This window comes from Chitinophaga pendula, assembly GCF_020386615.1.
GTDB lineage: Bacteria > Bacteroidota > Bacteroidia > Chitinophagales > Chitinophagaceae > Chitinophaga > Chitinophaga pendula.
Window position 1 is genome coordinate 1,001,265 of sequence record NZ_CP077769.1, and the last position, 23,828, is coordinate 1,025,092.

Genomic DNA, 23,828 nt, shown 5'->3' on the forward strand with positions numbered 1-23,828 from the left:
GCCTCGTTTTACTTTACGTAAAACGAGGCTTTTTGATGTGAACAGGCAATATTACTGCTTTACTTTGCATTCGTAAACAATAGAACTACATTTATCTACCTGCTTAAGGCCTTTACGGTAAGATCGGAAGCCGTGCCATGCACCAGCGATAAAACGGTTTTTTCCGGTCTTATATTTTTCACTGAGCAGGCTTACGTAGAAAGCATCAAATACCATCGGATGTTTCCTTTCTATAGAGATACCATGCTGCGCAAGTAATATCTCCATCGAAGCAGGAGAGAAGTGGTACAGGTGACGGGGCACGTCGTATGCTGCCCAATGCTCTTTATAAAAACTGGCGTCGGAAGAAGTATAGTTAGGCACCGCGATAAGTAATGCGCCACCTGGCTTCAGCAGGGTAGGAAGATGTGCCAGATAAGTATGTAACTCATGCACATGCTCTAATACGTGCCACATAGTGATGGCATCATATTGCCCCGCGGGAAGCGAAAACAACGCCGTGATAGGAGCAGGTGTAATATTATAAAGGGTCTTTGCATTATGTCGTGCATTCTCATCGGGCTCCAGACCAGTTACCTGCCAGCCTTGTTGCTGCATATGATGAAGAAAAGCGCCGGTGCCACAACCGATATCCAGTATGTCACCCTGTTTTACTGCTGCTGCACCGCGTACCCAGTTAAGTTTGGAACGCATCGTGATCTTACGGACATTATGATATAATCGGTTAATAAGACCTTCTTTTGTTTCTGAATGGGAGATATATTCCTCGGATTGATAGTATGGGCCTATAGCTTCAGCAGAAGGCACATTTTGTGTGAAGCGACCTGTACACTGGCTACAATGCCATATCTCAAATATTTCGCCGGATACTGTGTAATCTTTAGCGCGTAAGGCCGGTTTAATATCCGGCGATCCGCAAATAGGACAAGTGTTATAGTATACTGAATGCATGAATGGATTTTAGGTGTTAGTACGCTGAACATCAATTGCGGTCAGCAAAAATGATCAACGATGCTCTCCCCATACTTTACGGAGTGTATCTGCAATTTCTCCCAGTGTGCAATAGTGCTCGACTGCCTCTACAACAATAGGCATCAGGTTTTCTGAGGTTTGCGCTGCTTCTTCCAAACGGGTCAACAATGACTGTACGCGCTCATTATCCCGCCTTTCACGCAGCGACTGTAATTTTTCTGTCTGTACCTTGCGGATACTATCATCAATACGGAATACGTCTGTACTAGGTTCTTCCTTGACATTGAATTTGTTCACACCTACGATCACCTTTTCACCGCGTTCTACCTGCTGCTGATACTTGTAGGCACTCCGGGCGATCTCTTCCTGTACAAAGCCTTCTTCTATGGCACTTACAGCTCCACCCATCGCGTCGATCTTTCCGATCAGCTCCCAGGCCTGTGCTTCTACTTCTTTTGTAAGTGCTTCTACATAATAAGAGCCTGCCAGCGGATCGACCGTATCTGCAATACCACTTTCATAACCGATGATCTGCTGTGTGCGTAATGCAATACGGGCAGCCGATTCCGTAGGCAAGGATATAGCCTCGTCATAGCCATTGGTATGCAGTGATTGTGTTCCTCCCAGCGTAGCTGCCAGTGTCTGTACAGCTACCCGTACTATATTATTATGTGGCTGCTGGGCAGTGAGGGTACTTCCGCCTGTCTGTGTATGAAAACGTAACATCTGGGCTTTAGTATCAGTAGCACCCAGTGATTGGGTGATCTCCGCCCACATTTTACGGGCTGCCCTGAACTTAGCCACCTCTTCAAAAAGATGATTATGGGCATTAAAGAAGAAAGAAAGCCTGCGCGCAAATACGTTGATGTCAAGCCCTCTGTTGATAGCAGCCTGTAGATACGCTTTCCCGTTAGACAATGTAAAGGCAAGCTCCTGTACTGCATTAGCACCCGCTTCCCGGATATGATAACCGCTGATAGAGATGGTATTCCACTTGGGAACCTCCCGGCTGCAGTAGTCAAAAATATCAGTGATCAACCGCATCGATGGCTGCGGAGGATAGATAAATGTCCCCCTCGCAGCATACTCCTTTAATATATCGTTCTGAATAGTACCGGAGATCTTTTTGATATCAGCGCCCTGCTTTTTTGCGAGCGCAATATATAATGCCAGCAGAATAAAACCAGTGGCGTTGATCGTCATGGAAGTCGATATCTGCTCCAGAGAAATACCACTGAAAAGGATCTCCATATCCTCTAGCGAATCTATAGCTACGCCTACCTTCCCTACTTCTCCCTCCGCCATCGGATGATCAGAGTCATACCCGATCTGGGTGGGAAGATCAAAGGCTACACTCAACCCCATCACTCCCTGGCTTAAAAGATAATGATATCGCTTATTAGACTCTTCCGCGGTACTAAAACCTGCATACTGACGCATCGTCCATAACTTATCACGATACATCGTAGCATGTATACCTCTGGTAAAAGGAAACTCACCGGGAAGCTCGTCCATAAGAATGGGCTGCGTATATACGGGTTGGATAGGAATACCAGCGTCTGTCTGAATGGTCTTTTCCATGTCTGATCACTAAATTTGATGCAATGTTACGTTATATACCGGGATTCGCACTACTGGTCTGCTCACCTAACAAACGATATATTACCACTTCCGTCAACAAAACGTAAATTACCAGTGTTGCAATGTTACATAATTATTATGTGACTTCAGGCAGGAAAAATTATTGATATTTTGCATATCTGTTTTTAGATTGTGATATGGTTATTTATATTTTATTGTTACTGACGATAGGACTGGCAGTGTTAAGTTTATACCTGTTATGGTCGGGAGGAGCGAAACCGCTCAATAGCGGATGGCACAAAATGTTGTGTGGATTATCACTCAGCGTGTTTATCTATCTCTATGGAACATGGGTCTATCTCACAATTAATGCAAAATTCCTCTTCGGTATTATTGCGTTGTTGTTTATTATCGGATCATTGTTCAGACCAAAGAAAAACATACAGCGAACACCAGCCCTCTGGAGAATGATCAGTAATCTGTTATTCACCTGTTTATTTACAGTATTGACCATACTGTACTTTACCGGTACCATGGGCAGCAACCCCAAGAAAGCAGCCATGGCATTCCCGCTTAAAACAGGCCGTTATTTTGTGCTGCAGGGTGGAAAAGGCTTGCCGACCAACCTGTTCCATTACAGCCTGCGTGGTGCCGTTTTTGCCATGGATATTGTAAAACTTAATAGCTGGGGCGGGCGTGCCAACCGCATCTTCTCCAGTCGGCTCGAAGACTACGAGATATTCAACGATACTCTCTATAGCCCTGTATCAGGACGTGTGATCCGGGCATATGGCGACAATCCCGATAATATTCCGCCTAACATGGAACGAGGCCCCAATAATACCAATCAGGTATTATTGGAAACAGATTCGTTTTATGTGTTCCTCGCACACATGAAGAAAGAAAGTGTTATCGTAAAAGAAGGCCAGTGGGTGAAGCAAGGTGAAGCACTAGGCTGTGTTGGCAACTCTGGCTTCAGCTCCGAACCTCACCTGCACATTCAGGTACATGCCAAAAAGCCCGGAGTACCTTGGTACGCAGGCGAGCCCCTATATATTCAATTTAGTGGAAAAAGTTATTTACTATATGAAGTGATAAGACCCAAACGGGTGAAAATGGTACAATAAAAACAACAAATAAAAAAGCGGCCAGGTTGTAGGACCTGGTCGCTTTTTTATTTAATATTATTTACATTAGTTTTTTGGCTTCCGCATTCAATATCTGGGAAGCCAGATCGGAGGGCGCCACTCCAGATTGAAGGAACACTTCCAGTATCTGACGGTTTAAGTCTAGTGCCGGCGCATCTGTTGGCAGCTGAGAAGCTACCTGGTTGATAATACTGATCGTCTGCTCTTTTAGCGTTTTTACCGCTTCCCATGCCGCAGGCGATACATAGATCTGCTGTGCAATATTATGCTCGAACTCAGCTTTGATCTGTTGAACCAATAATATCTGCATATCCACCGCACTTAACCCCGACTGATACGTCCGGCTGATTAGGTGCTGTGGACTGATACGATCTACCAATAATACCAGCCGCTCATAAGCTTGCAACTGTAAGGGAAGTATCGCATTATTGACAACCGGTAATGGACTACCCCCTTCTACCGGCGCCGCTGCCTTGGGCTTTTTAAGCATATCCTTAATGGTCATATATACCAGCGCAATTGCACCAACGGTAATCACAATGTAAAGTAACTGTTGAGTAGATGGCATGAGTCAGGACTAATTTGCGCAAATATATAAATATATTTAATATTCAAGTGTGTTAGGTAACTAATATACTATCAATGATTACTGAAGTTGTGCCAACCCTTCCCTAATACGTTTCGCACCTTCCTGCAGCTTATCCATGGAAGTAGCATAAGAGAGACGAATACAATCCGGTTGACCGAATGCCGCACCAGTCACCGCAGAAACGTTGGCTTTATGCAACAGGTACATACAAAGATCCGTCGCATCCTGAATAGTAGTTCCTTCGAATGATTTGCCAAAATAAGCACTCACATCAGGGAACATATAAAATGCGCCATCAGGCTCATTCACCTTCAATAATGGAATATTACTCAATGCCTCGAATATGAATTTCCGGCGGTTACGGAACTCGGCTACCATTTCCTTCGCCGTATCCAATTCTCCTAGTAAAGCCGTAATAGCCGCGCGTTGTGTAATCGAACAGGTAGCAGAAGTGAACTGACTTTGTATCTTATCACATGCTTTAGCTATCTCTACCGGCGCCGCCAGAAAACCTAACCGCCAGCCGGTCATCGCAAAGCCCTTGCTCAACCCGTTGATCACAACCGTACGCTCTTTCATGCCGGGAAACTGGGCAATGCTCTCATGAGCGCCTACATAATTAATGTACTCATAGATCTCATCAGAGATAACGAATACATGTGGATATTTCGCAAATACTGCCGCCAGTGCTTCCAGCTCCTGTTTGGAATATACTGAACCTGTTGGGTTACAAGGAGACGAAAAGATAAACAACCGCGTATCTTCCGTGATTGCTTCGTCCAGCTGCTCCGGTGTGATCTTATAATCATGCGCCAGGTCTGTAGGCACAAACTTTACTTCACCCTGGCAAAGCTTTACGATCTCTGAATAGGTCACCCAATAAGGTGTAGGGATAATGACTTTATCTCCCGGATTGATAATACTAAGCACCGCATTGGCAATGCTCTGCTTAGCGCCGGTAGATACAACGATCTGCTCCGGCGTATATTCCAGCTGGTTATCCCGTTTGAACTTATGGATAATTGCCTGCTTCAGGTCTGCATATCCGGCTACAGGAGTGTAATGGGTATAACCTTCATCAATGGCTTTTTTGGCTGCTTCACGGATGTGGACCGGGGTGTCAAAGTCCGGTTCTCCGATACTGAGATCCACGATGTCAATACCTTGGGCTTTGAGTTCGCGGCTCAGTTTAGCCATCTTAATAGTTTGCGGCTCCGATATACGTGTAAGCCTTTCTGCTAGTTGCATCATAGAATAATTTTATGGATTGACCGGGGCAAACCTACAGTAAAAAGTTGAGAAACGCAGGGCAGTGGCCATAAAAAAGCAGTCCTCCCCCATAAAGGGGAGGACTGCTGTAAAGCGTAATCAGGCTGATTAGACCAATATATTAATATACCAGATAGGGCATAGCACCTACCTTCATCTTCTGATCATCATTTTTAGGGGTACGGGTACCAGTCAGGAAAATGGCATATATCCCACCTTGAGACAGTGAACCACTGGTGTAGTTGATCTCTGCGATCAGAGAGTCTTTGCCGGCTGCCTTTACTTTAATGGAAGAACCAGTCTGGTCCGTCTGTTCAAAAGTAGAAGGAGTGGCGCCAGCCAGTGAAAAGTCCTGATCCTGTACGATCTTCTTGTCATTCAGATACAGATCCACTTTGCCAATGTCCTCGCTGAGGTTATAAAACCTGAAGTTCACCTTGTCATTCTTATAGCCGGTGAAATCATTTTTGATACGACGGATAGTAGCCGTCTCTTTGCCATATAGTATCAGCGTCGTGGTGGTCAGCGAATCGTATGTGCCGGAAATACTGGATACCAGGCTGTCCGCTCCCGCTTTCTTGAATTTGAACTCATGGAAACCTGGACGATTGTAATAGGCAGAGCCATATCCTGCCGCCTTTACAGGGCCTCCCGGGTTAATTTTTACATCATTGTCAAACAGGTCCAGCTGGCTGGGATTAAGCGCCGCATTGATCACTCCAAAGTAACTATAATACACCGGAGGAGAAGGTGTTTTTTCTTTAAGACATGATGTTAAGCTGCCAATCGCTGCAATACTCAATGCAGCCAATGTCCATAAACGGTTTGTTTTAGTCACCATTTCGCTCTCTTTTTTGAAATTGTTAGAATACTATTGTTGGTTGTCTGTGGTTACCATTTTAAAACGCGACAGGTCCGGTTGATAAGGTCTCCTGCGCTGCAGTTCGTAATTATATATAATCCGCCCTAGCATTTTCATAAAAGGTTTTCCAATTTCGTCAAATTCATACTTATCCTCGCCAAAGGTATCGGCTTCATTCACATATACCGTAGCGGACAACATAAACTCTACTCCATGATCAATGTCCGTCACATAAGCCGCATCCGTTAAGAAGCCATAGGCCCATCCGGGTTTGTTAAAGATACGTATACCTGCCGGTAGATCCGTGTGCCGCTCTCCACCCCGAAGCAGGAATTTCACATAGCCGTCATGGAATTCCGTAGTGTCGTATATAGGCGAACTGCTTTCCGATGGTAGCTGCGACATACAGTGATAAAGGAACTGATAATCGTTCTCCGTTAAACGAAGCCGTTGTGCTTTTGTTACAGCCTCGGGAAAAATTATACGCCGCAACAAATCATGCAGGTCCGTCAACGGCAATCGGTTCTTCATCGAAAAGTCCATAGGCCCTTCTATAAAATGACCTTGCGCATCAGTATACCCCCTCCCCACACTATCCCGCCTGCCGGGGAACACCACCTCACTGTACTGCGCCGGCTGCCGGTATAACTCCCCGCCTTCCTGATAAAAAGTAAATGGATTGGTATGCCGGTTGGCCTCCGGCGAAAAGAAAATGGCCACTCGGTGACGTAACTGCGTCTGGGTATAACCCAATTCCCACAATCGCTCATTCAACGCCCGCTGCCCCACAAATTCATATAAACGGTTATAGGCATCATTGTCGCTGACCAGGAAAATCTTCTTTATATAATGACCTATCGTCGGATGTCCGCCTGGAGCCGAACTATCTGTCAACACGGCAGGCGTCAACCCCGGCAGACTATCGATCCGTAACGGCGTATGCCGGTCCAGCCCCGGAATGCCCAAATCCCGCAATTTCTCCAACGCTAGTACCGCTCCGGGTAGCTTTACCGTAGAGGCCGGATAGAAATAAGCGCTGTCCACATGGTAATGGTAATCCGTAAAATGAGGACGATTGCGGCTGTCCCGGTCTATACGTGTATAAATGATCTGCAACCGGTATTTTTCAGGGCGCTGCCATACAACTCCCAACTGCGATCCGTGTTCCGCCAGCAACTCTGACAAAAAATTATCTCTTGCCGGATAATGAACTGTTTGCATATATTTGTTAGTATTACAAGCAGCAAAGCATAGTATCAGCCAAAAGATCAGGACATATAGCTTTTGCATAACGATCAGATAGTGGTTGGAATGGAGAAAATGGCAAAAAGCAAAAATGGAAGTCTGCCGAAACCTATGAATTTATATATTAGTATCTGGTTTTCAATGTATTATCATTTTATTGCTTTCTCTTTTTTTCCCTTCTTGTTGGGCTTTAATATATCAATTTAAATTCTATCTTTGCAACTCTTAAAAAATTTTTATTATAAACCCGAAACAACATGCAACTTAAAGGACTGGTTAGATTTTTCGCCGTCGCACTGATCCTTATTTCCTTGTATCAATTGTCATTCACGTTTTTGGTACGGAACTTTGAGAAGAAGATAGAGCAGCAGGCCAAAGACTATGTGGCCCGGAATTATCCTTCCGCAGACCAGAAGTATCCCGGCAATAAAGAGCAACAAGCTATTTATCAGGATACCCTGGCGAATGCCATTAAATTAAGGAAACAAGACATCATCGACAGCACCAGCAACAAAGAGATTGCAGGTTTCCCATGGTACGTTACCTACACTAAAGCAAAAGAAAGAGAACTAAACCTCGGTCTGGACCTCGTGGGTGGTATGAACGTTGTGCTGGAAGTAAGTGTTGAAGACGTAATCCGCGCACTCAGCGGGCAGTCTAAAGACCCGGCTTTCAACAAAGCATTGGAACTTGCAAAAGAGCGTAAGAAAGCAAGCCAGTCCGACTTCGTGACCTTATTTGGTCAGGCATATGAAGAAGTTCAGCCGCAAGGCCGCCTCGCTACCGTATTCGCTAACGCGTATCAGAAAGATATTGACTTCAATACACCTAACCAGAAAGTATTGGATGTCATCCGCCGCGAATCAAATGCAGCTATCAAAAACACCTACCTCGTACTTCAGAAAAGGATCGATAAATTCGGTGTCGCGCAGCCAACCATCAACCTCGATGAAAATAAAGGTATCATCTCCGTGGAACTGGCAGGCGTGGACAATCCCGAGCGTGTAAGAAAATACCTCCAGGCTAGCGCTAATCTGGAATTCAGAGAAACGTACAAGAATGACCAGGCTTTCATCACCGGCGTGTTGCAACCGGTAAACGAAGCGCTTAAAAATGCTACAGGTGGTAATACACCCGCCGCTGATACTACCAAAAAACAAACAGTAGCCGCCGCAACACCCGATTCTGCCAAGGCTGCCAGCGATACCTCCAAAACCGCAAGCCTGAACGAATACCTGGCAAAAGATAGCGGTAAAGCGAAAAAAGCCGACTCCGCTAAAACAGATGCCGAACTCCAACGCGAATTCAGCAAAATAAACCCGCTGTTCGCCGTTTTACGCCCTTATATCACACAGGACAACCAGATCATTCCCGGACCTATCGTTGGGATGATCTTGCCTAAAGATACCGCTACCTTCCATCGCTATCTGGCTATGCCCGCCATCAAAGCACTCATGCCTAAAGACCTGGTCTTCGCTTATGGCCCTGAAAATAAGTCAGATAAATATGGCCCGATCGAAGTATTCGCCCTGAGAGTAAACCCTGCCAACCCAACTCCCCGCGTAAGCGGCGAGCGCGTAGTAGATGCTAAACAGGACTTCGACCAGAACGGTAACCCCGAGATCAGCATGTCAATGGATAACATCGGCGCCCGTGAGTGGAAAAAACTAACTGGTGAACTGGCCCCCGCCAACGCACAAGATCGCTCCACCTACAACTATGTAGCCGTTGTACTCGATAATATCGTTTATTCCGCTCCTTCCATCCTGGGTGAGATCGCCGGAGGACGCTCCTCCATCAGCGGTAGCTTTACCCTCGAAGAAGCAAAAGACCTCGCTAACATCCTGAAATCTGGTAAAATGCCGGCTCCCGCCCGCATCGTACAGGAACAGGTAGTAGGTCCTACCCTCGGTCAGGAATCCATCGAAGCCGGTGCCAAATCATTCGCCATCTCCTTCGTTGTGATCTTCGTACTCATGCTGGTATATTATAATACCGGTGGATGGGTTGCCAACATCGCCCTGATTCTCAACCTGCTCTTTACAGTAGGTATCCTCGCCTCCCTCGGCGCTACCCTCACTATGCCGGGTATCGCAGGTCTCGTACTCACCATCGGTATGGCAGTAGATACCAACGTAATCATATTCGAAAGGATAAAAGATGAACTGAGCCGCGGTAAAACCTACCAACAGGCCGTAGAAGATGGGTATAAACGCTCCTACGCCCCCGTACTGGATGGTCACATCACCTCCCTGCTCACCGCTTGTATCCTGTTCTACTTTGGTCTGGGCCCCGTACTGGGCTTCGCTACCACACAGATCATCGGTCTCCTGCTGTCCCTGTTCTGCGGTATCCTCGTATCCCGTATGGTAACCGACTGGTGGACAAACAAAAAACGCCACTTCGAATACTTTACACCCGTATCCCGTCGCATCTTCAAACATGCCAACTTTGACTTCGTTGGAAAACGTCGCATCGCCTATATCATCTCCGCTGTCGTGATGATCCTGGGTATCGCTTCCTTCTTCAATGGCTTCAACCATGGTGTAGACTTCCAGGGTGGTCGTAGCTTTACCGTTCGCTTCGAAAAACCAATGAAAGAATCCGAAGTACGTACAGCTCTCGAAGAAGTATTCAAAGCAGAACCCCTGGTGAAAACCATCGGTAGCGCTAACCAGCTCAACATCACTACTTCCTATAAAGTAGAAGAGCAAAACCTCGAAGCAGATAAAGAAGTATCTCAGAAACTGTTCGAAGGACTGAAGAAATTCTACGATCCTTCCGTAACATACGAAGCCTTCTCCTCCCGCTTCGTCGTAGGTTCACAATCCGTATCTCCGACTATCTCCGATGACCTCCGCGCCGGTGCCATCAAAGCCACCGTGCTCTCCATCATCGTGATATTCCTTTATATCCTGGTTCGTTTCAGCAAATGGCAGTACTCTATCGGTACTATCTTCTCCCTGCTGCACGACGTAATGGTAACGCTGGCTGTATTCTCCTTCTGCCGCAACTGGGTGCCCTTCGCACTGGAGATCGACCAGCACTTCATCGCTGCGATCCTGACCGTGATAGGCTTCTCCATGAACGATACCGTAATCGTATTCGACCGTATCCGCGAATACTTCCGTAACATGAAAGGCGCTGACAGAAATACCGTGATCAACAAGGCGATCAATGATACGCTTAGCCGTACTATCATGACCTCCTTCACCGTATTCATCACCATCCTGATCCTATTCATCTTCGGTGGGGAAGTAACCCGCGGTTTCGCATTCGCCATGCTCATCGGTGTACTCACCGGTACTTACTCCTCAATCTTCGTAGCTGCTCCCGTACTCGTGGACTTCGATCCTAAGAACCAGCTGGCTAACGAAAGCGAAGTAGTACCCGCTGAGAAGGTAACTACCGCTGGTGCCGCTACCGCCAAAAAATAATACATGTTCAGATTAATGTTTGATAGAAAAGGTCCTGCTTGAAGCGGGACCTTTTCAGTTATAACACGCATGACCCAAAATAAAAAGCGCTGTCCATACAGACAGCGCTTTTATTATACCGGTATAATAATAACTGAGGCAGCTATTTCACTAGTACCTTCAACAACTTCTTATCCGTTTCTCCGTCTTCATTGATAATCCCGAACCGCCCCTTGTAATCCCAACTACTCCAGGCTATATTGTGCTTTTCCAACACTGCTTTCACATCCCGGTACCAACGAAGCCGGTCCTTCCTCGGCGCCGTTGGCAAACAACCCCACTCCCCGCAATGAAGCGGCAACCCCAACTGCCTGGCAATATCAATGGCCTCCTTCATCTGCTGTGCAATCAGGTTCGCATTGTACTCCTGCGTGCTGCCAGGCAACAGGTTCCGGATAGATGCCGGCAGACTGTTCAATTCCTTACTGGTCACCGTAGGTCCAGGATAATGCACCGGGCCGCTATAATCTTTGATATTGGTCCAGGGCGCCTGGTAATGTGTTAGGTAAAATGGATTGTAATAATGAAAACTGAGCATCAGGTACTTATCGCCTTTGGGCACCTCCAGCGCCGCCATCGTACTGATGTCCTGGTAACGGTTACTGCCAACAATGATACAACGCGTAGGCTCCTGCCGCCGTATCTCTTTAATAGCCCGCGCCAGCAACCGGTTCCATAATACTGCACTGTCTGCCACCGGATCATTCATCAGCTCATAAGCCACCATGCTCACATCATATTGTTTTAACTCAGCACTCAGGTCCCGCCAGCACTGCAGAAAACGTTCCTGCGCCTCCGGCTGCTGCCATAACAAGCGCTCTTTATTATTATAATAGTGCGAACGCAAAGTATGCAGGTCCACAATAACCTTTAGCTGATGTTGCTTGCACCATCCCAATGCCTGGTGTAATAACTTGAAGGATTCCTTGTTCTTTTCGTCGTTGTCATTCCACATCTCATCTTCATCTATCGGGATACGGATATGATCAAATCCGCTGCCCGACAGGAGTATCACATCTTTTTCGGTAAAGAAGTCGTTGCGCGAAACAGTCCCGCGGCCTACCTGAGATAGCCAATGACTGATATTCGTACCTTTTTTGATGGTGAAAATAGGTGCCGATGGCGCCTGACCCTGCACAGGAAGTACATAGGCATACCCTGCCAAGAGCCACAGAATGACAAATGCTACTGGTCGAAAACGTAAGTACATGTATTAATTCGTTAGACTATATCTTATTACAAATTAGGAGCGTAATAGTTGTTGGCCCGGGTAGAACGATGGCCTGCTGATAGTGGGGCCGGTTTTTCAATGAGATAATAATAGGGTAGGGGCTTTCGCCTACACCGCAAAAGAAGACCCACAACCACAACTTTTAGAAGCATTCGGATGCTGGAACGTAAACCCCCGCGCATCCAGCCCGATCCGGTAGTCGATTTCTATACCCGCCAGATACATACCATGTGCCTTCTTCATCAGTACCGGGATACCAGCGATCTCAAACTGCTCGTCATCCTGCTCCTTCTCATCAAATCCGAGAATATAGGACATACCCGAACATCCACCACCTTTAACGCCTACCCGTAGATAAGGAGGCTGCGTAGGATCCGCTGCAATAAGACGCTTTAACTCTGCTACGGCACCAGCAGTGAGGGTGACAGGGGCGTTGGCTGCTATTTCCATGACTACAAAAATTTCTCAAAGTTACATAATACACAATAAACGCGACTGCATTACAAATTGGGAGACCTGCCGTAAACGGCAGATAATGACAAAAACTCCCGGTGCAACGCCAGTACCTGGGGGATCACCAGCTGCTGCTCATCATTATGGATCACATAGTCGGACAACTTCATCTTAATGGTCTCGTCCATCTGTTTTTGAATACGCGCCAGCACCTCTTCCCGGTTCACCTGGTCCCGCTGCATCACCCGTTGTATACGCAAAGCTTGTGGAGCATAGACCGAAATGATCTTGTCCAGGTGATGGAACGATTCACTTTCGAAAATAAGCGCCGCCTCTTTCATCACATAGGGGGCTTGCTGCCCAGCTGCCCAGATATTGGAATCCCGGATAGTCGCCGGATGTACCAGCGAATTAAGCAGATCCAGTTGCTTACGGTCCTTGAACACGATATTACCCAGGTAAGCCCGGTCCAGCATGCCATCCGACATATACACCGCCTCCCCGAAATGCGTCAGCAACTGCCGCCGTAATTCCGGATCACGGTTCATAATATCCTTCGCATGGATATCCGCATAGTAAACAGGAATGCCAAGCAGTTCAAATATCTTGCAGATAGTGCTCTTCCCTGAGCCAATACCCCCGGTGATACCTATTTTAAGCATGTGTCATTCGTTGTTTTGACACTCCCCGAAAAAAATAGGGAGAGTAGTATACTGCAATTTAAAAGAAAATCCCGGCACCCTGCGGGCCCGGGATATCAATAAGGTATACCAATGTCAGGAACGATCGCTTACGCTTTCGCTTCTGCTGCTTTCTGCTGAGCCTGGGTATATTCCATGCTCACCGCAGAACGCTCAATGGTAAAGAAGGTACCAGGACTAACCTCCATCTGTATGGTATTGTTCTCGTTGATCTTTTTTACTTTACCGTGGATACCGGCAATCGTAACGATCTTATCACCTTCACGGAGATTATCGATAAATTGCTTCTGTAATTTTGCCTTCTTGGTCTGTGGACGGATCATAAAAAGCCACATTACCAGGATCATACCGGCAAAGAACAGTAAAGACCCCATAGACGAAGCACCACCACCGGCACCTTGAGGTCCACCCATCAGTAAAACGTTCAGCATGTTCATGTGCGTTGTTTATTTATTTGTTAGTTTATCTGGTTCAGTTTAAAAACATTATCCCTTTACTACCGTACAGGTAATAGACGGCCCCTCTACATCCGGCGGATTCGTATTCGCCTGTATATGGATCGCCTTCTCCGTATAGCCGTCCTTCCCGTGACTGTCAAAGATCACCTTCATATAGCCGCTGGCACCGGGTTTAACAGGCTCCTTCGGCCACTCCGGTACCGTACAGCCACAACTGGAAGTAGCATTCAGTATGATAAGGTCCTTGTCGCCCGTATTGGTGAACTTGAAAGAATACTCCACTTTCTCCCCTTCTACAATACGCCCGAAATCGTGGGTCATCTTCTCAAAGCTCATCACCGCAGTACCCTTCGCAGTAGCCGTACCAGCATGCGTAGCAGCCGATTCCGCCGCTTTCTCCCCGGAAGAAGAGGATTTACAGGACGCGGCGGCCAGCATACCACCACAGACGAACAAAAGTAAGTAACGTTGCATGTGTATTATTTTGATCACTGCGCCAAATTATCACGCAGCAGGCGTAAAATTAGCTTTTCCGGTAATGTCTTGCATTAATTTTTTGTACGGTCTACCTTGTTGATCTGACCAGCCTGCTCCAGGTCCTTCAGAATATTATCCAAAATACCGTTCACAAACTGCCCGCTCTGTGGCGTACTGTACGCTTTCGCCAGGTCAATATATTCATTGATGGTCACCTTCGTCGGGATCGTCGGGAAATACAGGAACTCACATACCCCCATCTCCATCAGTAACATGTCCACCGCTGCAATACGCTCAGAATCCCAGTTCTGCAACTTCGGCTTGATCAACTCCAGGCAATAGCCCTTTTTGTCGATCACCGTCAGTAACAACTCCTTCGCATAGTCCAGCTTCTCTTTGCTGATCAATTGCAGGAAATTAAAAAGATGTGGCTTGTTGAAATAATTGTTGATCAGGATAGTCATCATGTCAGCATCGTCACCCCAGTGCAGGAAATGATCTTCTACATGCTGTACAAAAGCTTCATTCTGTAACAGGATCTCTTTATACAGGTATTCCAGGATCTCTTTCTCACTACTCTTCGTACGACCGGGTTCCTGTATATAGGACTTATAAGTATCAGTAGCTACAAGCGTATTGTAAAGCTTACGGATCAACTCCTGGTCAGGAAAATGTTTCATCTTCCATATCTCCAGATTAGACTGAAAACCTTTGTCTCCTATGATCTGGAACACAAAGTCATTCCCTGCCAGTTTAGTGTTAACCTGTAAGTCCTCCGCAGAAGGAAGATGCTTCGAAGCCCGCGCCTGCGCGTCAATCTCCGCATATTGCGCCACCCGCACTACAGAGTAAAGTAAATAAGTAAAGATCTGGCTGGTCTGGTCCAGCTTGTCATTCAAAAGGCTGGTAGCCGTACCCGGCTTGATCGCACTTTCGTCCATCGTTTCCAGAGCGTAAAGGGTTTGCATCACCTTCACCCGGATATTTCTTCTGCTGATCATCTGATAAGAACTGGTATAAGGGCGCAAAGCTAATCCTTTTAGCTGATTCAGCAAAAGTCCAATACACCCCTTATGCCCGCCTTGTCAGCAATTAACCCCTACTTTACTGAAAAATTGACATTCTTGTCAGTACGATCTGGCTTGATTACCTTTGCCTCCTGTAATTTTGACCCGAAATGCGCGTTGGCATAATTCTCGTGTACGAAACTCGTCAAAATATATATTACGTATAAGTTGATATTTTAAAAATAAAACTACTATGGCTAAAACATTAAGTATTAAACCTTTAGCTGACAGGGTGATCGTGAAACCTGCAGCCGCAGAAGAAAAAACCGCTGGTGGCATTATTATCCCAGACACTGCCAAAGAAAAACCTCAAAGAGGTACTGTAGTGGCAGCTGGCCCAGGTAAAAAAGACGAGCCGGTTACTGTAGCGGTAGGCGACACTGTCCTCTACGGTAAATACTCCGGTACTGAGATCAGCATCGAAGGCGAAGACTACTTAATCATGCGTGAGTCTGACATTTTAGCAATTGTTTAATCACTCCCTCTTCTCCTTCATAGGAAACAACAAAGACCGGATTAACAATTCTACTTCATTTTAATTTAATCAACATTCAAATTATGGCAAAGCAGATATTTTTCAACACGGACGCCCGCAACAAAATGAAAAAGGGCGTAGACACACTGGCTGACGCAGTGAAAGTGACCCTGGGCCCTAAAGGCCGTAACGTAGTGATCGAAAAAAAATTCGGTGCTCCTGGTATCACTAAAGACGGTGTGAGCGTAGCAAAAGAAATCGAGCTCGAAGATGCTATTGAAAATATGGGCGCCCAAATGGTAAAAGAAGTAGCCTCCAAAACCGCCGATATCGCCGGTGATGGTACTACCACCGCTACCGTACTCGCTCAGTCCATCATCGGCGAAGGCCTCAAAAACGTAGCCGCAGGCGCTAACCCAATGGACCTCAAACGTGGTATCGACAAAGCCGTTAAAGCTGTAGTTGAAAACCTCAGAAGCCAATCCCAAACCGTTGGCAACGACAACAAAAAAATCGAACAAGTAGCTTCTATCTCCGCTAACAACGACGCCGAGATCGGTAAACTCATCGCCGAAGCTATGAATAAAGTAACCAAAGACGGCGTTATCACCGTTGAAGAAGCAAAAGGTACCGATACTACCGTAGAAGTAGTAGAAGGTATGCAGTTTGATCGTGGTTACCTGTCTGCCTATTTTATCACTAACAGCGAAAAAATGCAGGTGGAATTGCAGCACCCTTACATCCTGATCTACGACAAAAAGATCAGCGCCATGAAAGATATCCTGCACATCCTCGAAAAAGTAGCCCAACAAGGCGCTCCGCTCCTCATCATCTCCGAAGACCTCGAAGGCGAAGCACTGGCCACCCTCGTAGTAAACAAACTGCGCGGTACCCTGAAAGTAGCTGCCGTTAAAGCTCCCGGATTCGGCGACAGAAGAAAAGAAATGCTGCAGGACATCGCCACCCTCACCGGCGGTATCGTAATCAGCGAAGATCAAGGTTACAAACTGGAAAATGCCGACCTCACCTACCTGGGCCGCGCTGAATCCGTAACCATCGACAAAGACAATACTACCGTTGTTGGTGGTAAAGGCGAAAAATCCGCTATCGATGGCCGTATCAACCAGATCAAATCTCAAATCGAAGTAACTACTTCCGACTACGATCGCGAAAAACTCCAGGAACGCCTGGCTAAATTAAGCGGTGGTGTAGCCGTACTCTACGTAGGTGCCGCTACCGAAGTAGAAATGAAAGAGAAAAAAGACCGCGTTGATGACGCCCTCCACGCTACCCGCGCTGCCGTTGAAGAAGGTATCGTTCCAGGTGGTGGCGTTGCCTACATCCGCGCTATCGAATCCCTCGATACACTCAAAGGCGATAACGAAGACGAACAAACAGGTATCATAATCGTAAAACGCGCCATCGAAGAACCCCTCCGTCAAATCACCGCTAACGCCGGTATCGAAGGTTCTATCGTAGTACAGAAAGTGAAAGAAGGTAAAGCCGACTTCGGCTTCAACGCCCGCACCGAAGTATACGAAAACATGCTCGCCGCTGGTGTAATCGATCCTACCAAAGTAAGCCGCATCGCCCTCGAAAACGCTGCGTCTATCGCTGGTATGCTCCTCACCACCGAATGCGTGATCGCAGACAAACCAGAACCCAAATCCGCCGCTCCTGCTATGCCAGGTGGCCACGGTATGGGCATGGATTATTAATATCCCCGCTCACCAGGCCACGCCCGGTAGCGCCCGGTAGCGCCCATCTTATACTAAAAAGGCCTCCCCCTCACCGGGAAGGCCTTTTTTATTCCTATATCCCCGCCACACATAAATACCGGCTCCTTCCTCGCATAACTTCGTGTAACTTTAACCGCCTTTAACCGTTAAAGAATCAGGAATAAAGCTTTTATGAAATATAAATTTTACACCGCCGCCTGTTGTCTGCTCCTGCTGCTGTTAGCCGCCGGCTGTGCTAAAAAGGCAGACTTAGACCTGCCAAATTCCGTAGCCGACCAGGTCCGGAACGAAGACCAGACCATCCAACTATACCTCGCCGCCAACAATATCTCCGCACAAAGAGATATCTCCGGCCTGTACTACAAGATCGTCTCCTACGGCAACGGAGCCCGCTTCATCGGTCCCGAAAATATCCCCTCCGTCCAATATACCAACCGCCTCCTCAATGGCAGAACCGTCGCCGTATCATACGGCCCCACCAACTTCGATGGCAGAGCCCTCAAAGACCACCTCAGAGGCTGGCAGATAGGACTACCCAAAATCTCCCAGGGAGGTAAGATCCTCCTCATCATACCGTCACCCCTGGCCTATGGCAGCCAGCGGATAGACAACATCATCCCGGCCAACGCCATCATAGTATCCGAAATAGAATTGGTCGACTTTAAATAATACCAACTTCCGTAACCACTTAAAACCATAATAGAAACTGCATGAAGAAACTACTATTCTTAGGTAGCTTGCTGTTGCTGCTGATCGCTGCCTGTAAAAAAAGTAACAACGAATCTTTCGACCCAGCCGCCCAAATGGCAGCCGATACCGTAAAGATCAAAGCCTACCTGGCAAAAAACAACCTCACCGCTCAAAAAGATCCCAGCGGACTCTATTACCGGATCATCACCCCCGGCACCGGCACCGATACCATCAAACTGGAATCCAAACTGGTAGTAGTATACAAAGGGAAATACCTCGACGACGACGTGGAATTCGATTCCTCTAAAGATAAACCCACCGACTTCGGCGGTAACACCCGCCTCAAAAACCTGATCCGTGGCTGGCAGATCGGCCTCACCAAAATCACCAAAGGTGGAAAGATCCAACTGTTCATCCCCTCCGGACTAGCATATGGCAACAACCCCGGTAACGGCCTCCGCAATAATGCCTGCATGATCTTCGAAGTCGAACTCGTCGACCACGCCGTAAACTAATCATCACCCACATACCAGTAAATGGCCCGGATCACTATCAGCGATCCGGGCCTTACTTTTTATCCCCAATCTCTTCAATCTCCCCATTCACCTCCACCTCTCCTATAACATTCCTGTATCATTCGTATAACATTCGTATAACCAGCGTATAAGCTACGCCTATCCCAACTTATACAATGGGTATACAATGAGTATACCTCGGATATACCTCGCTTATACAATCACTATAGATTGCTTATACAATGATTATAGAACGCTTATACAATGCTTATACAACCTATAAGCGGTAAGTGCGCAACCGGTTGAAAACCACGCAGATAACAAACGGAACAAATAGACCCCGCATTCATTCATTTTTCGTGAATCACTCAACTTGACTTACCTTGCAGGAGTCCAACTTGTTTATTTTTGCAGCTAAACTAATTTCCGGGTGGCACACGAAAGCATTTCCGTATTCGACATTTTTAAGATAGGCGTAGGTCCTTCCAGCTCTCATACTTTAGGCCCCTGGCGGGCAGCCCTCCAATTCCTGGAGGAAATAAAGACAGGAGGTCACTCCCTCAGCGACGTCTCCGCCGTTACCGTACTCCTGTACGGGTCCCTGGCCAAAACCGGCCACGGCCACGGCACCGATATCGCAGTCCAACTGGGCCTCTGTGGCGACGACCCCGTCACCTTCGACGTCGATCGCATCAACAGCAAAATGGATGATATCCGCCGCCATAAAAAAATGTCCATCGGTGGCGTACATACCATCGAATTCGACCCACTCGAAAATATCAACTTCCTCTTCGACGAATCTCTGCCTTTCCATCCCAACGCATTGACCTTCCTGGTCACCTTCGCCGATGGCGTACAGCAGGCTTCCACCTTCTACTCCATAGGAGGCGGCTTCGTAGTCAAAGAAGGAGAAGGAGGCACCGCTACAGCACAGGTAGACCTCCCTTTCCCCATCGATACCGCCCGCCAACTCCTGCAATGGTGCATCAAAACAGGCTACTCCATCTCCGAACTGGTCATGGAAAATGAAAACGCCTGGCGCCCCGAAATAGACACCCGCAACGGAGTACTCAACATATGGCGCATCATGCAGGAATGCATCTACAGAGGTTGCCATACCGCCGGCGAACTGCCAGGTGGACTTAAAGTAGCCCGCCGCGCCGCCGCACTCAATAAAAAATTACTCAAAGGCCGCACCTACACAGACTATATCTCCTGGATAGAGGCCATCCGCGCCGGCGGCCAACATTTCGCATATACCCTCGACTGGGTAAGCTGCTTCGCCCTCGCCGTCAACGAAGAAAATGCTTCCTTCGGCCGCGTCGTAACAGCCCCCACCAACGGCGCCGCTGGCGTAATACCTGCCGTATTACAGTATTATATCGCATTCTGCGATGGCTTCCACGACGATCGCATCCTCCAGTTCCTCCTCACCGCCTCAGAAATAGGTAGCATCTTCAAAAAAAGATCCACCATCTCCGCCGCAATGGGAGGCTGCCAGGCCGAAATAGGCGTATCCTCCGCCATGGCCGCAGCAGCACTCACAGAATGCATGGGCGGCTCCCAGCGTCAAGTGCTCATGGCCGCCGAAATAGCCATGGAACACCACCTCGGCCTCACCTGCGACCCCATTGGTGGCCTCGTACAAGTACCCTGTATCGAACGTAACACCATGGGCGCCATCAAAGCCATCACCGCCTCCCAACTCGCCTTGCAAAGCAATCCCGAACTGGCAAAGGTTTCCCTCGACGCCGTCGTGAAAACAATGTGGGACACCGCCCTCGATATGAACTCCAAATACAAGGAAACATCCGATGGCGGCCTGGCTGTCAACATACCCATCAGCCTCCCCGAATGCTAACAAAAAACAACATCACGTAATACCAGGCCCCTTCTCACCGCATGCACACAAACACACCGGTAGAAGGGGCCTCCCCGTTATATCCCCCTCCCCATAATAAATTCCGCCTGCACCATACTATCAGGAATTAATTTGCGTATTATTGTTTCTAACACCTAAGACCACAACTTTACACTTAATGCATATTTGATACTATGAAATTTCTCCTGGGCCTTTCTATCATATGCTTACCCTTATCCCTGGCCGCTCAGCGATTCGGTGGTAACCCTCCCTCCCTGAAATGGAATCAGATCAACACCGATACCGCCCGCGTCATATTCCCGCGTGGCATGGAATCACAAGGACAACGGGTCGCTAACATCGTCCACTACCTGAATAAAAATACCCGCTCCTCCATAGGCAACCGCCAACAAAAAGTCAGCATCGTCCTGCAAAACCAGACACTGATTTCCAATGGCTACGTACAATTAGGCCCGTTCCGGTCCGAATTCTTTATGACGCCCTCTCCGTCATCATTCGACCTCGGATCCCTCAAATGGGAAGAACAACTGGCCCTCCACGAATACCGTCACGTACTGCAAAACCTTAACTTCAGACAAGGAGTATCCAATATAGCCTCTTACCTCGCCGGCCAGCTGGGACAAGCAGCACTTACCAACATCGCCGTCCCCAACTGGTTCTGGGAAGGAGATGCCGTAATCATGGAAACAGCCCTCAGCCCACAGGGCCGCGGCCGCCTGCCGGCATTCTTCGATGGCTTCCGCGCACTCACCCTCGATGGTAAACATTACGACTATATGAAGATAAGAGGGGGCTCCTATAAAGATTATGTCCCCAATCATTACGAACTGGGCTATCTCATGAGCACCTACGGCCGCGATCAATATGGCCGCGACTTCTGGAAAGGAGTAACCACCGACGCCGTAAGGTACCGATACGTATGCTACCCCTTCTCCCAAAGCCTCAAACATCGCACCGGCAAAAACATAAGAGCATTCTATAACGCCATGCTGCAACACTACCAGCCATTATGGCAACAGTATGCCGCCGCAAACAATACGCCTGCCACCGCACTCAATAAAGCCAGCCGCATCGTCACCGACTATCGCTACCTCTACAGCACCGGCAACAACCAATGGATCGTACTGAAAAATACCTACGATCACATCCCTGGCTTCTTCCTCATCGACACACAAGGCAACGAACAACTAATCACCCGCCCCGGTATCCAGGTCGACGACTACTTCAGCTATAAAAATGGCCGCATCGTCTGGATACAAGCCCGGTACGACGCCCGCTGGGGCTGGAAAGACTATGGCGTGGTAAAAATATATGACGTCAATAGCAAACAAGCCCGGACCATCACTCACCAGACCAAATACTTCTCACCCGATATCAGCCGCGATGGCCAACGCCTCATCGTCGTTGAAGTAGCCCCCGGACAGGATAGCCGCCTCCGCCTGTTAAATGGTAACACCGGTCGCGAAATAACCGCCTTACCCAATCCCAATGGTTGGTACTACTCCTACCCGAAATTCACCGCCGACGAACAGGCCATCATATCCCCCGTACGCAACAAACAGGGACAAATGGCCATTATACAACAATCCCTCACCGATGGCAGCACCTCCTTGCTCACCAACTGGCGATATGATGTAATCGGTGCCCCACAAATCACAAAAGATACCGTCTACTATACCGCCGCCTATCAGGATGTACACAACGTATTCGCCCTCACCCCGGCAGATGGAAAGATATTCCAGCTCACCGCCAGAGGTAACAGCGCCTTACATGCCGCCGTAGATACCGCCGCCCACCAGCTGGCATTCACCGAATTCAGCACCAAAGGATACCAGCTGTATCAAACGTCCCTGCCGGCTACCGGCTGGAAACAGTTCGACACCGCCGGCAACGCACACAGCCCCTGGCAACAACCCGACTTCAAAGAGGGGGGCAATATCCTCGGTAAAATCGACGATAAACACCTGCCCGTCACTACCTACCACAAAGCACACCGATTGTTCAACTTCCATAGCTGGATACCCACCATCGACGATCCGAACTACGGTATCACCCTCTATGGCGATAACATACTCAATACCTTCAGCAGCAACCTCGGATACTCCTATAACTATAACGAAGGAAGCTCCTCCATCAAAGCCAACATACAATACGGTGCCTGGTTTCCCTTCCTGCAGGCAGGTACCGACTACCGCATCAATCGCTCCACCAGGATCAACAGCAAAGGAGATCGCCTGTACTGGAATGAATTCAACTGGCATGCCGGCTTCTCCATACCACTCAACCTGTCCGCCGGACTGTATAGCCGCAGCATCTCGCTGGCGTCTAACTACAACTACCAGAAAAGTATACCGCAGGGCAACTTCCGGTTCCGCGACGACCAGATCCAATACCTCAACTCCTCCTTCGTATTCAATAACCAACGAATCCGCGCCAGACAACATATCTACTCCCACTTCGGCCAATACCTGCTGCTCCAATACGTGAAAAGCATCACCGCCGTACCCGCATGGCAGCTCTATGGCCGCCTCGACCTATACCTGCCGGGTATACTTCCCAGCCATAGCCTCGTATTACAGGGTGCCTACCAACAGAAAGATACCATGCGCCGGTACTCCTTCTCCGACAACTTCGTCTACGCCAGAGGATACAACGACCCCTTCTATCAATATGTCTATAAAGCAGGCGCCAACTACCACTTCCCGATAGCATATCCGGACTGGGGCTTCCTGCATATCGCATACTTCCAGCGTATAAGAGGGAATGTCTTCTACGACTACAGCCAGGCCTTCGATTACAGGGCCGGCCGGCACAATCGGTTCACATCAGTAGGAGGGGAGCTGTTCCTGGACCTGAAAATAGGCAATACCATCCCGTTCTCCTTCGGAGCCAGGTATAGCCGCCTGCTGGATACAGACCTGTTCGACCCGTCACGCAAACAAAGAGTCGAATTCATCGTACCATTACAACAACTGTTCAGCTTCTAAAAAAAAAAGGA

Annotated in this window: 20 protein-coding genes; 8 read left to right on the plus strand and 12 right to left on the minus strand. The window is 48.0% G+C overall.

Annotated elements, in window-relative coordinates; genetic code table 11:
• Positions 1 to 51: 51 nt before the first annotated feature.
• Positions 52 to 951, minus strand: coding sequence for a methyltransferase domain-containing protein (locus KTO58_RS03985; protein WP_095840629.1), 900 nt, complete (start codon positions 949 to 951; stop codon positions 52 to 54).
• A 54-nt stretch (positions 952 to 1,005) separates the two neighbouring features.
• Positions 1,006 to 2,553, minus strand: a complete 1,548-nt coding sequence (locus tag KTO58_RS03990) for an acyl-CoA mutase large subunit family protein (protein WP_095840628.1) — start codon at positions 2,551 to 2,553, stop codon at positions 1,006 to 1,008.
• Positions 2,554 to 2,750: 197 nt separating this feature from the next.
• Between KTO58_RS03990 and KTO58_RS03995 the strand changes: the two genes are divergently transcribed.
• Positions 2,751 to 3,680: a peptidoglycan DD-metalloendopeptidase family protein gene (locus KTO58_RS03995; protein WP_095840627.1), complete on the plus strand. Its 930-nt coding sequence runs from the start codon at positions 2,751 to 2,753 to the stop codon at positions 3,678 to 3,680.
• Between the two features lie 61 nt (positions 3,681 to 3,741).
• Here KTO58_RS03995 and KTO58_RS04000 read toward each other — a convergent pair whose 3' ends face one another.
• The 4 genes from KTO58_RS04000 to KTO58_RS04015 all read right to left on the minus strand — a co-directional run bounded on the left by KTO58_RS04000 (position 3,742) and on the right by KTO58_RS04015 (position 7,642).
• Positions 3,742 to 4,269 carry a DUF7935 family protein gene (locus KTO58_RS04000; RefSeq protein WP_095840626.1) on the minus strand — a complete coding sequence of 176 codons (528 nt, stop codon included), beginning with the start codon at positions 4,267 to 4,269 and terminating at the stop codon, positions 3,742 to 3,744.
• Positions 4,270 to 4,347: 78 nt separating this feature from the next.
• A complete protein-coding gene (locus tag KTO58_RS04005) occupies positions 4,348 to 5,541 on the minus strand; it encodes a pyridoxal phosphate-dependent aminotransferase (protein ID WP_307728953.1) in 1,194 nt (397 codons plus the stop codon).
• 139 nt (positions 5,542 to 5,680) lie between these two features.
• Positions 5,681 to 6,400: a DUF4397 domain-containing protein gene (locus KTO58_RS04010; RefSeq protein WP_095840625.1), complete on the minus strand. Its 720-nt coding sequence runs from the start codon at positions 6,398 to 6,400 to the stop codon at positions 5,681 to 5,683.
• A gap of 30 nt (positions 6,401 to 6,430) precedes the next feature.
• Entirely contained in the window at positions 6,431 to 7,642 is a 1,212-nt protein-coding gene (locus KTO58_RS04015; protein WP_095841718.1) for a serine hydrolase, read from the minus strand.
• A 281-nt stretch (positions 7,643 to 7,923) separates the two neighbouring features.
• Here KTO58_RS04015 and secDF point away from each other — a divergent pair, with 281 nt between their 5' ends.
• A complete protein-coding gene (secDF, locus tag KTO58_RS04020) occupies positions 7,924 to 11,103 on the plus strand; it encodes a protein translocase subunit SecDF (RefSeq protein ID WP_095840624.1) in 3,180 nt (1,059 codons plus the stop codon).
• Between the two features lie 142 nt (positions 11,104 to 11,245).
• Here secDF and KTO58_RS04025 read toward each other — a convergent pair whose 3' ends face one another.
• The 6 genes from KTO58_RS04025 to nusB all read right to left on the minus strand — a co-directional run bounded on the left by KTO58_RS04025 (position 11,246) and on the right by nusB (position 15,463).
• Positions 11,246 to 12,352 carry a glycoside hydrolase family 5 protein gene (locus tag KTO58_RS04025; RefSeq protein ID WP_095840623.1) on the minus strand — a complete coding sequence of 369 codons (1,107 nt, stop codon included), beginning with the start codon at positions 12,350 to 12,352 and terminating at the stop codon, positions 11,246 to 11,248.
• A 129-nt stretch (positions 12,353 to 12,481) separates the two neighbouring features.
• Positions 12,482 to 12,823, minus strand: a complete 342-nt coding sequence (locus KTO58_RS04030) for a HesB/IscA family protein (protein WP_095840622.1) — start codon at positions 12,821 to 12,823, stop codon at positions 12,482 to 12,484.
• A 50-nt stretch (positions 12,824 to 12,873) separates the two neighbouring features.
• Positions 12,874 to 13,488, minus strand: a complete 615-nt coding sequence (coaE, locus tag KTO58_RS04035; protein ID WP_095840621.1) for a dephospho-CoA kinase — start codon at positions 13,486 to 13,488, stop codon at positions 12,874 to 12,876.
• 128 nt (positions 13,489 to 13,616) lie between these two features.
• On the minus strand, positions 13,617 to 13,958 hold the full coding sequence (gene yajC / locus KTO58_RS04040; RefSeq protein ID WP_095841717.1) for a preprotein translocase subunit YajC: 342 nt from the start codon (positions 13,956 to 13,958) through the stop codon (positions 13,617 to 13,619).
• Between the two features lie 54 nt (positions 13,959 to 14,012).
• Positions 14,013 to 14,459, minus strand: a complete 447-nt coding sequence (locus tag KTO58_RS04045; RefSeq protein ID WP_095841716.1) for a DUF1573 domain-containing protein — start codon at positions 14,457 to 14,459, stop codon at positions 14,013 to 14,015.
• A gap of 74 nt (positions 14,460 to 14,533) precedes the next feature.
• On the minus strand, positions 14,534 to 15,463 hold the full coding sequence (nusB, locus tag KTO58_RS04050) for a transcription antitermination factor NusB (RefSeq protein ID WP_095841715.1): 930 nt from the start codon (positions 15,461 to 15,463) through the stop codon (positions 14,534 to 14,536).
• 259 nt (positions 15,464 to 15,722) lie between these two features.
• Here nusB and KTO58_RS04055 point away from each other — a divergent pair, with 259 nt between their 5' ends.
• The 6 genes from KTO58_RS04055 (at position 15,723) to KTO58_RS04080 (ending at position 23,817) form a co-directional block, all read left to right on the plus strand.
• Complete coding sequence (locus tag KTO58_RS04055) at positions 15,723 to 16,004, plus strand: co-chaperone GroES (RefSeq protein WP_095840620.1); 282 nt, start codon at positions 15,723 to 15,725, stop codon at positions 16,002 to 16,004.
• A gap of 83 nt (positions 16,005 to 16,087) precedes the next feature.
• Positions 16,088 to 17,722, plus strand: a complete 1,635-nt coding sequence (groL, locus tag KTO58_RS04060; protein WP_095840619.1) for a chaperonin GroEL — start codon at positions 16,088 to 16,090, stop codon at positions 17,720 to 17,722.
• A gap of 192 nt (positions 17,723 to 17,914) precedes the next feature.
• Entirely contained in the window at positions 17,915 to 18,412 is a 498-nt protein-coding gene (locus KTO58_RS04065; protein ID WP_095840618.1) for an FKBP-type peptidyl-prolyl cis-trans isomerase, read from the plus strand.
• 41 nt (positions 18,413 to 18,453) lie between these two features.
• Positions 18,454 to 18,948, plus strand: coding sequence for an FKBP-type peptidyl-prolyl cis-trans isomerase (locus KTO58_RS04070; RefSeq protein ID WP_095840617.1), 495 nt, complete (start codon positions 18,454 to 18,456; stop codon positions 18,946 to 18,948).
• Between the two features lie 430 nt (positions 18,949 to 19,378).
• Positions 19,379 to 20,809, plus strand: coding sequence for an L-serine ammonia-lyase (locus tag KTO58_RS04075; RefSeq protein ID WP_095840616.1), 1,431 nt, complete (start codon positions 19,379 to 19,381; stop codon positions 20,807 to 20,809).
• 194 nt (positions 20,810 to 21,003) lie between these two features.
• The gene (locus tag KTO58_RS04080) at positions 21,004 to 23,817 is read left to right on the plus strand and encodes a hypothetical protein (RefSeq protein ID WP_225860047.1); all 2,814 of its coding nucleotides are present in this window, start codon (positions 21,004 to 21,006) and stop codon (positions 23,815 to 23,817) included.
• Positions 23,818 to 23,828: the final 11 nt, after the last annotated feature.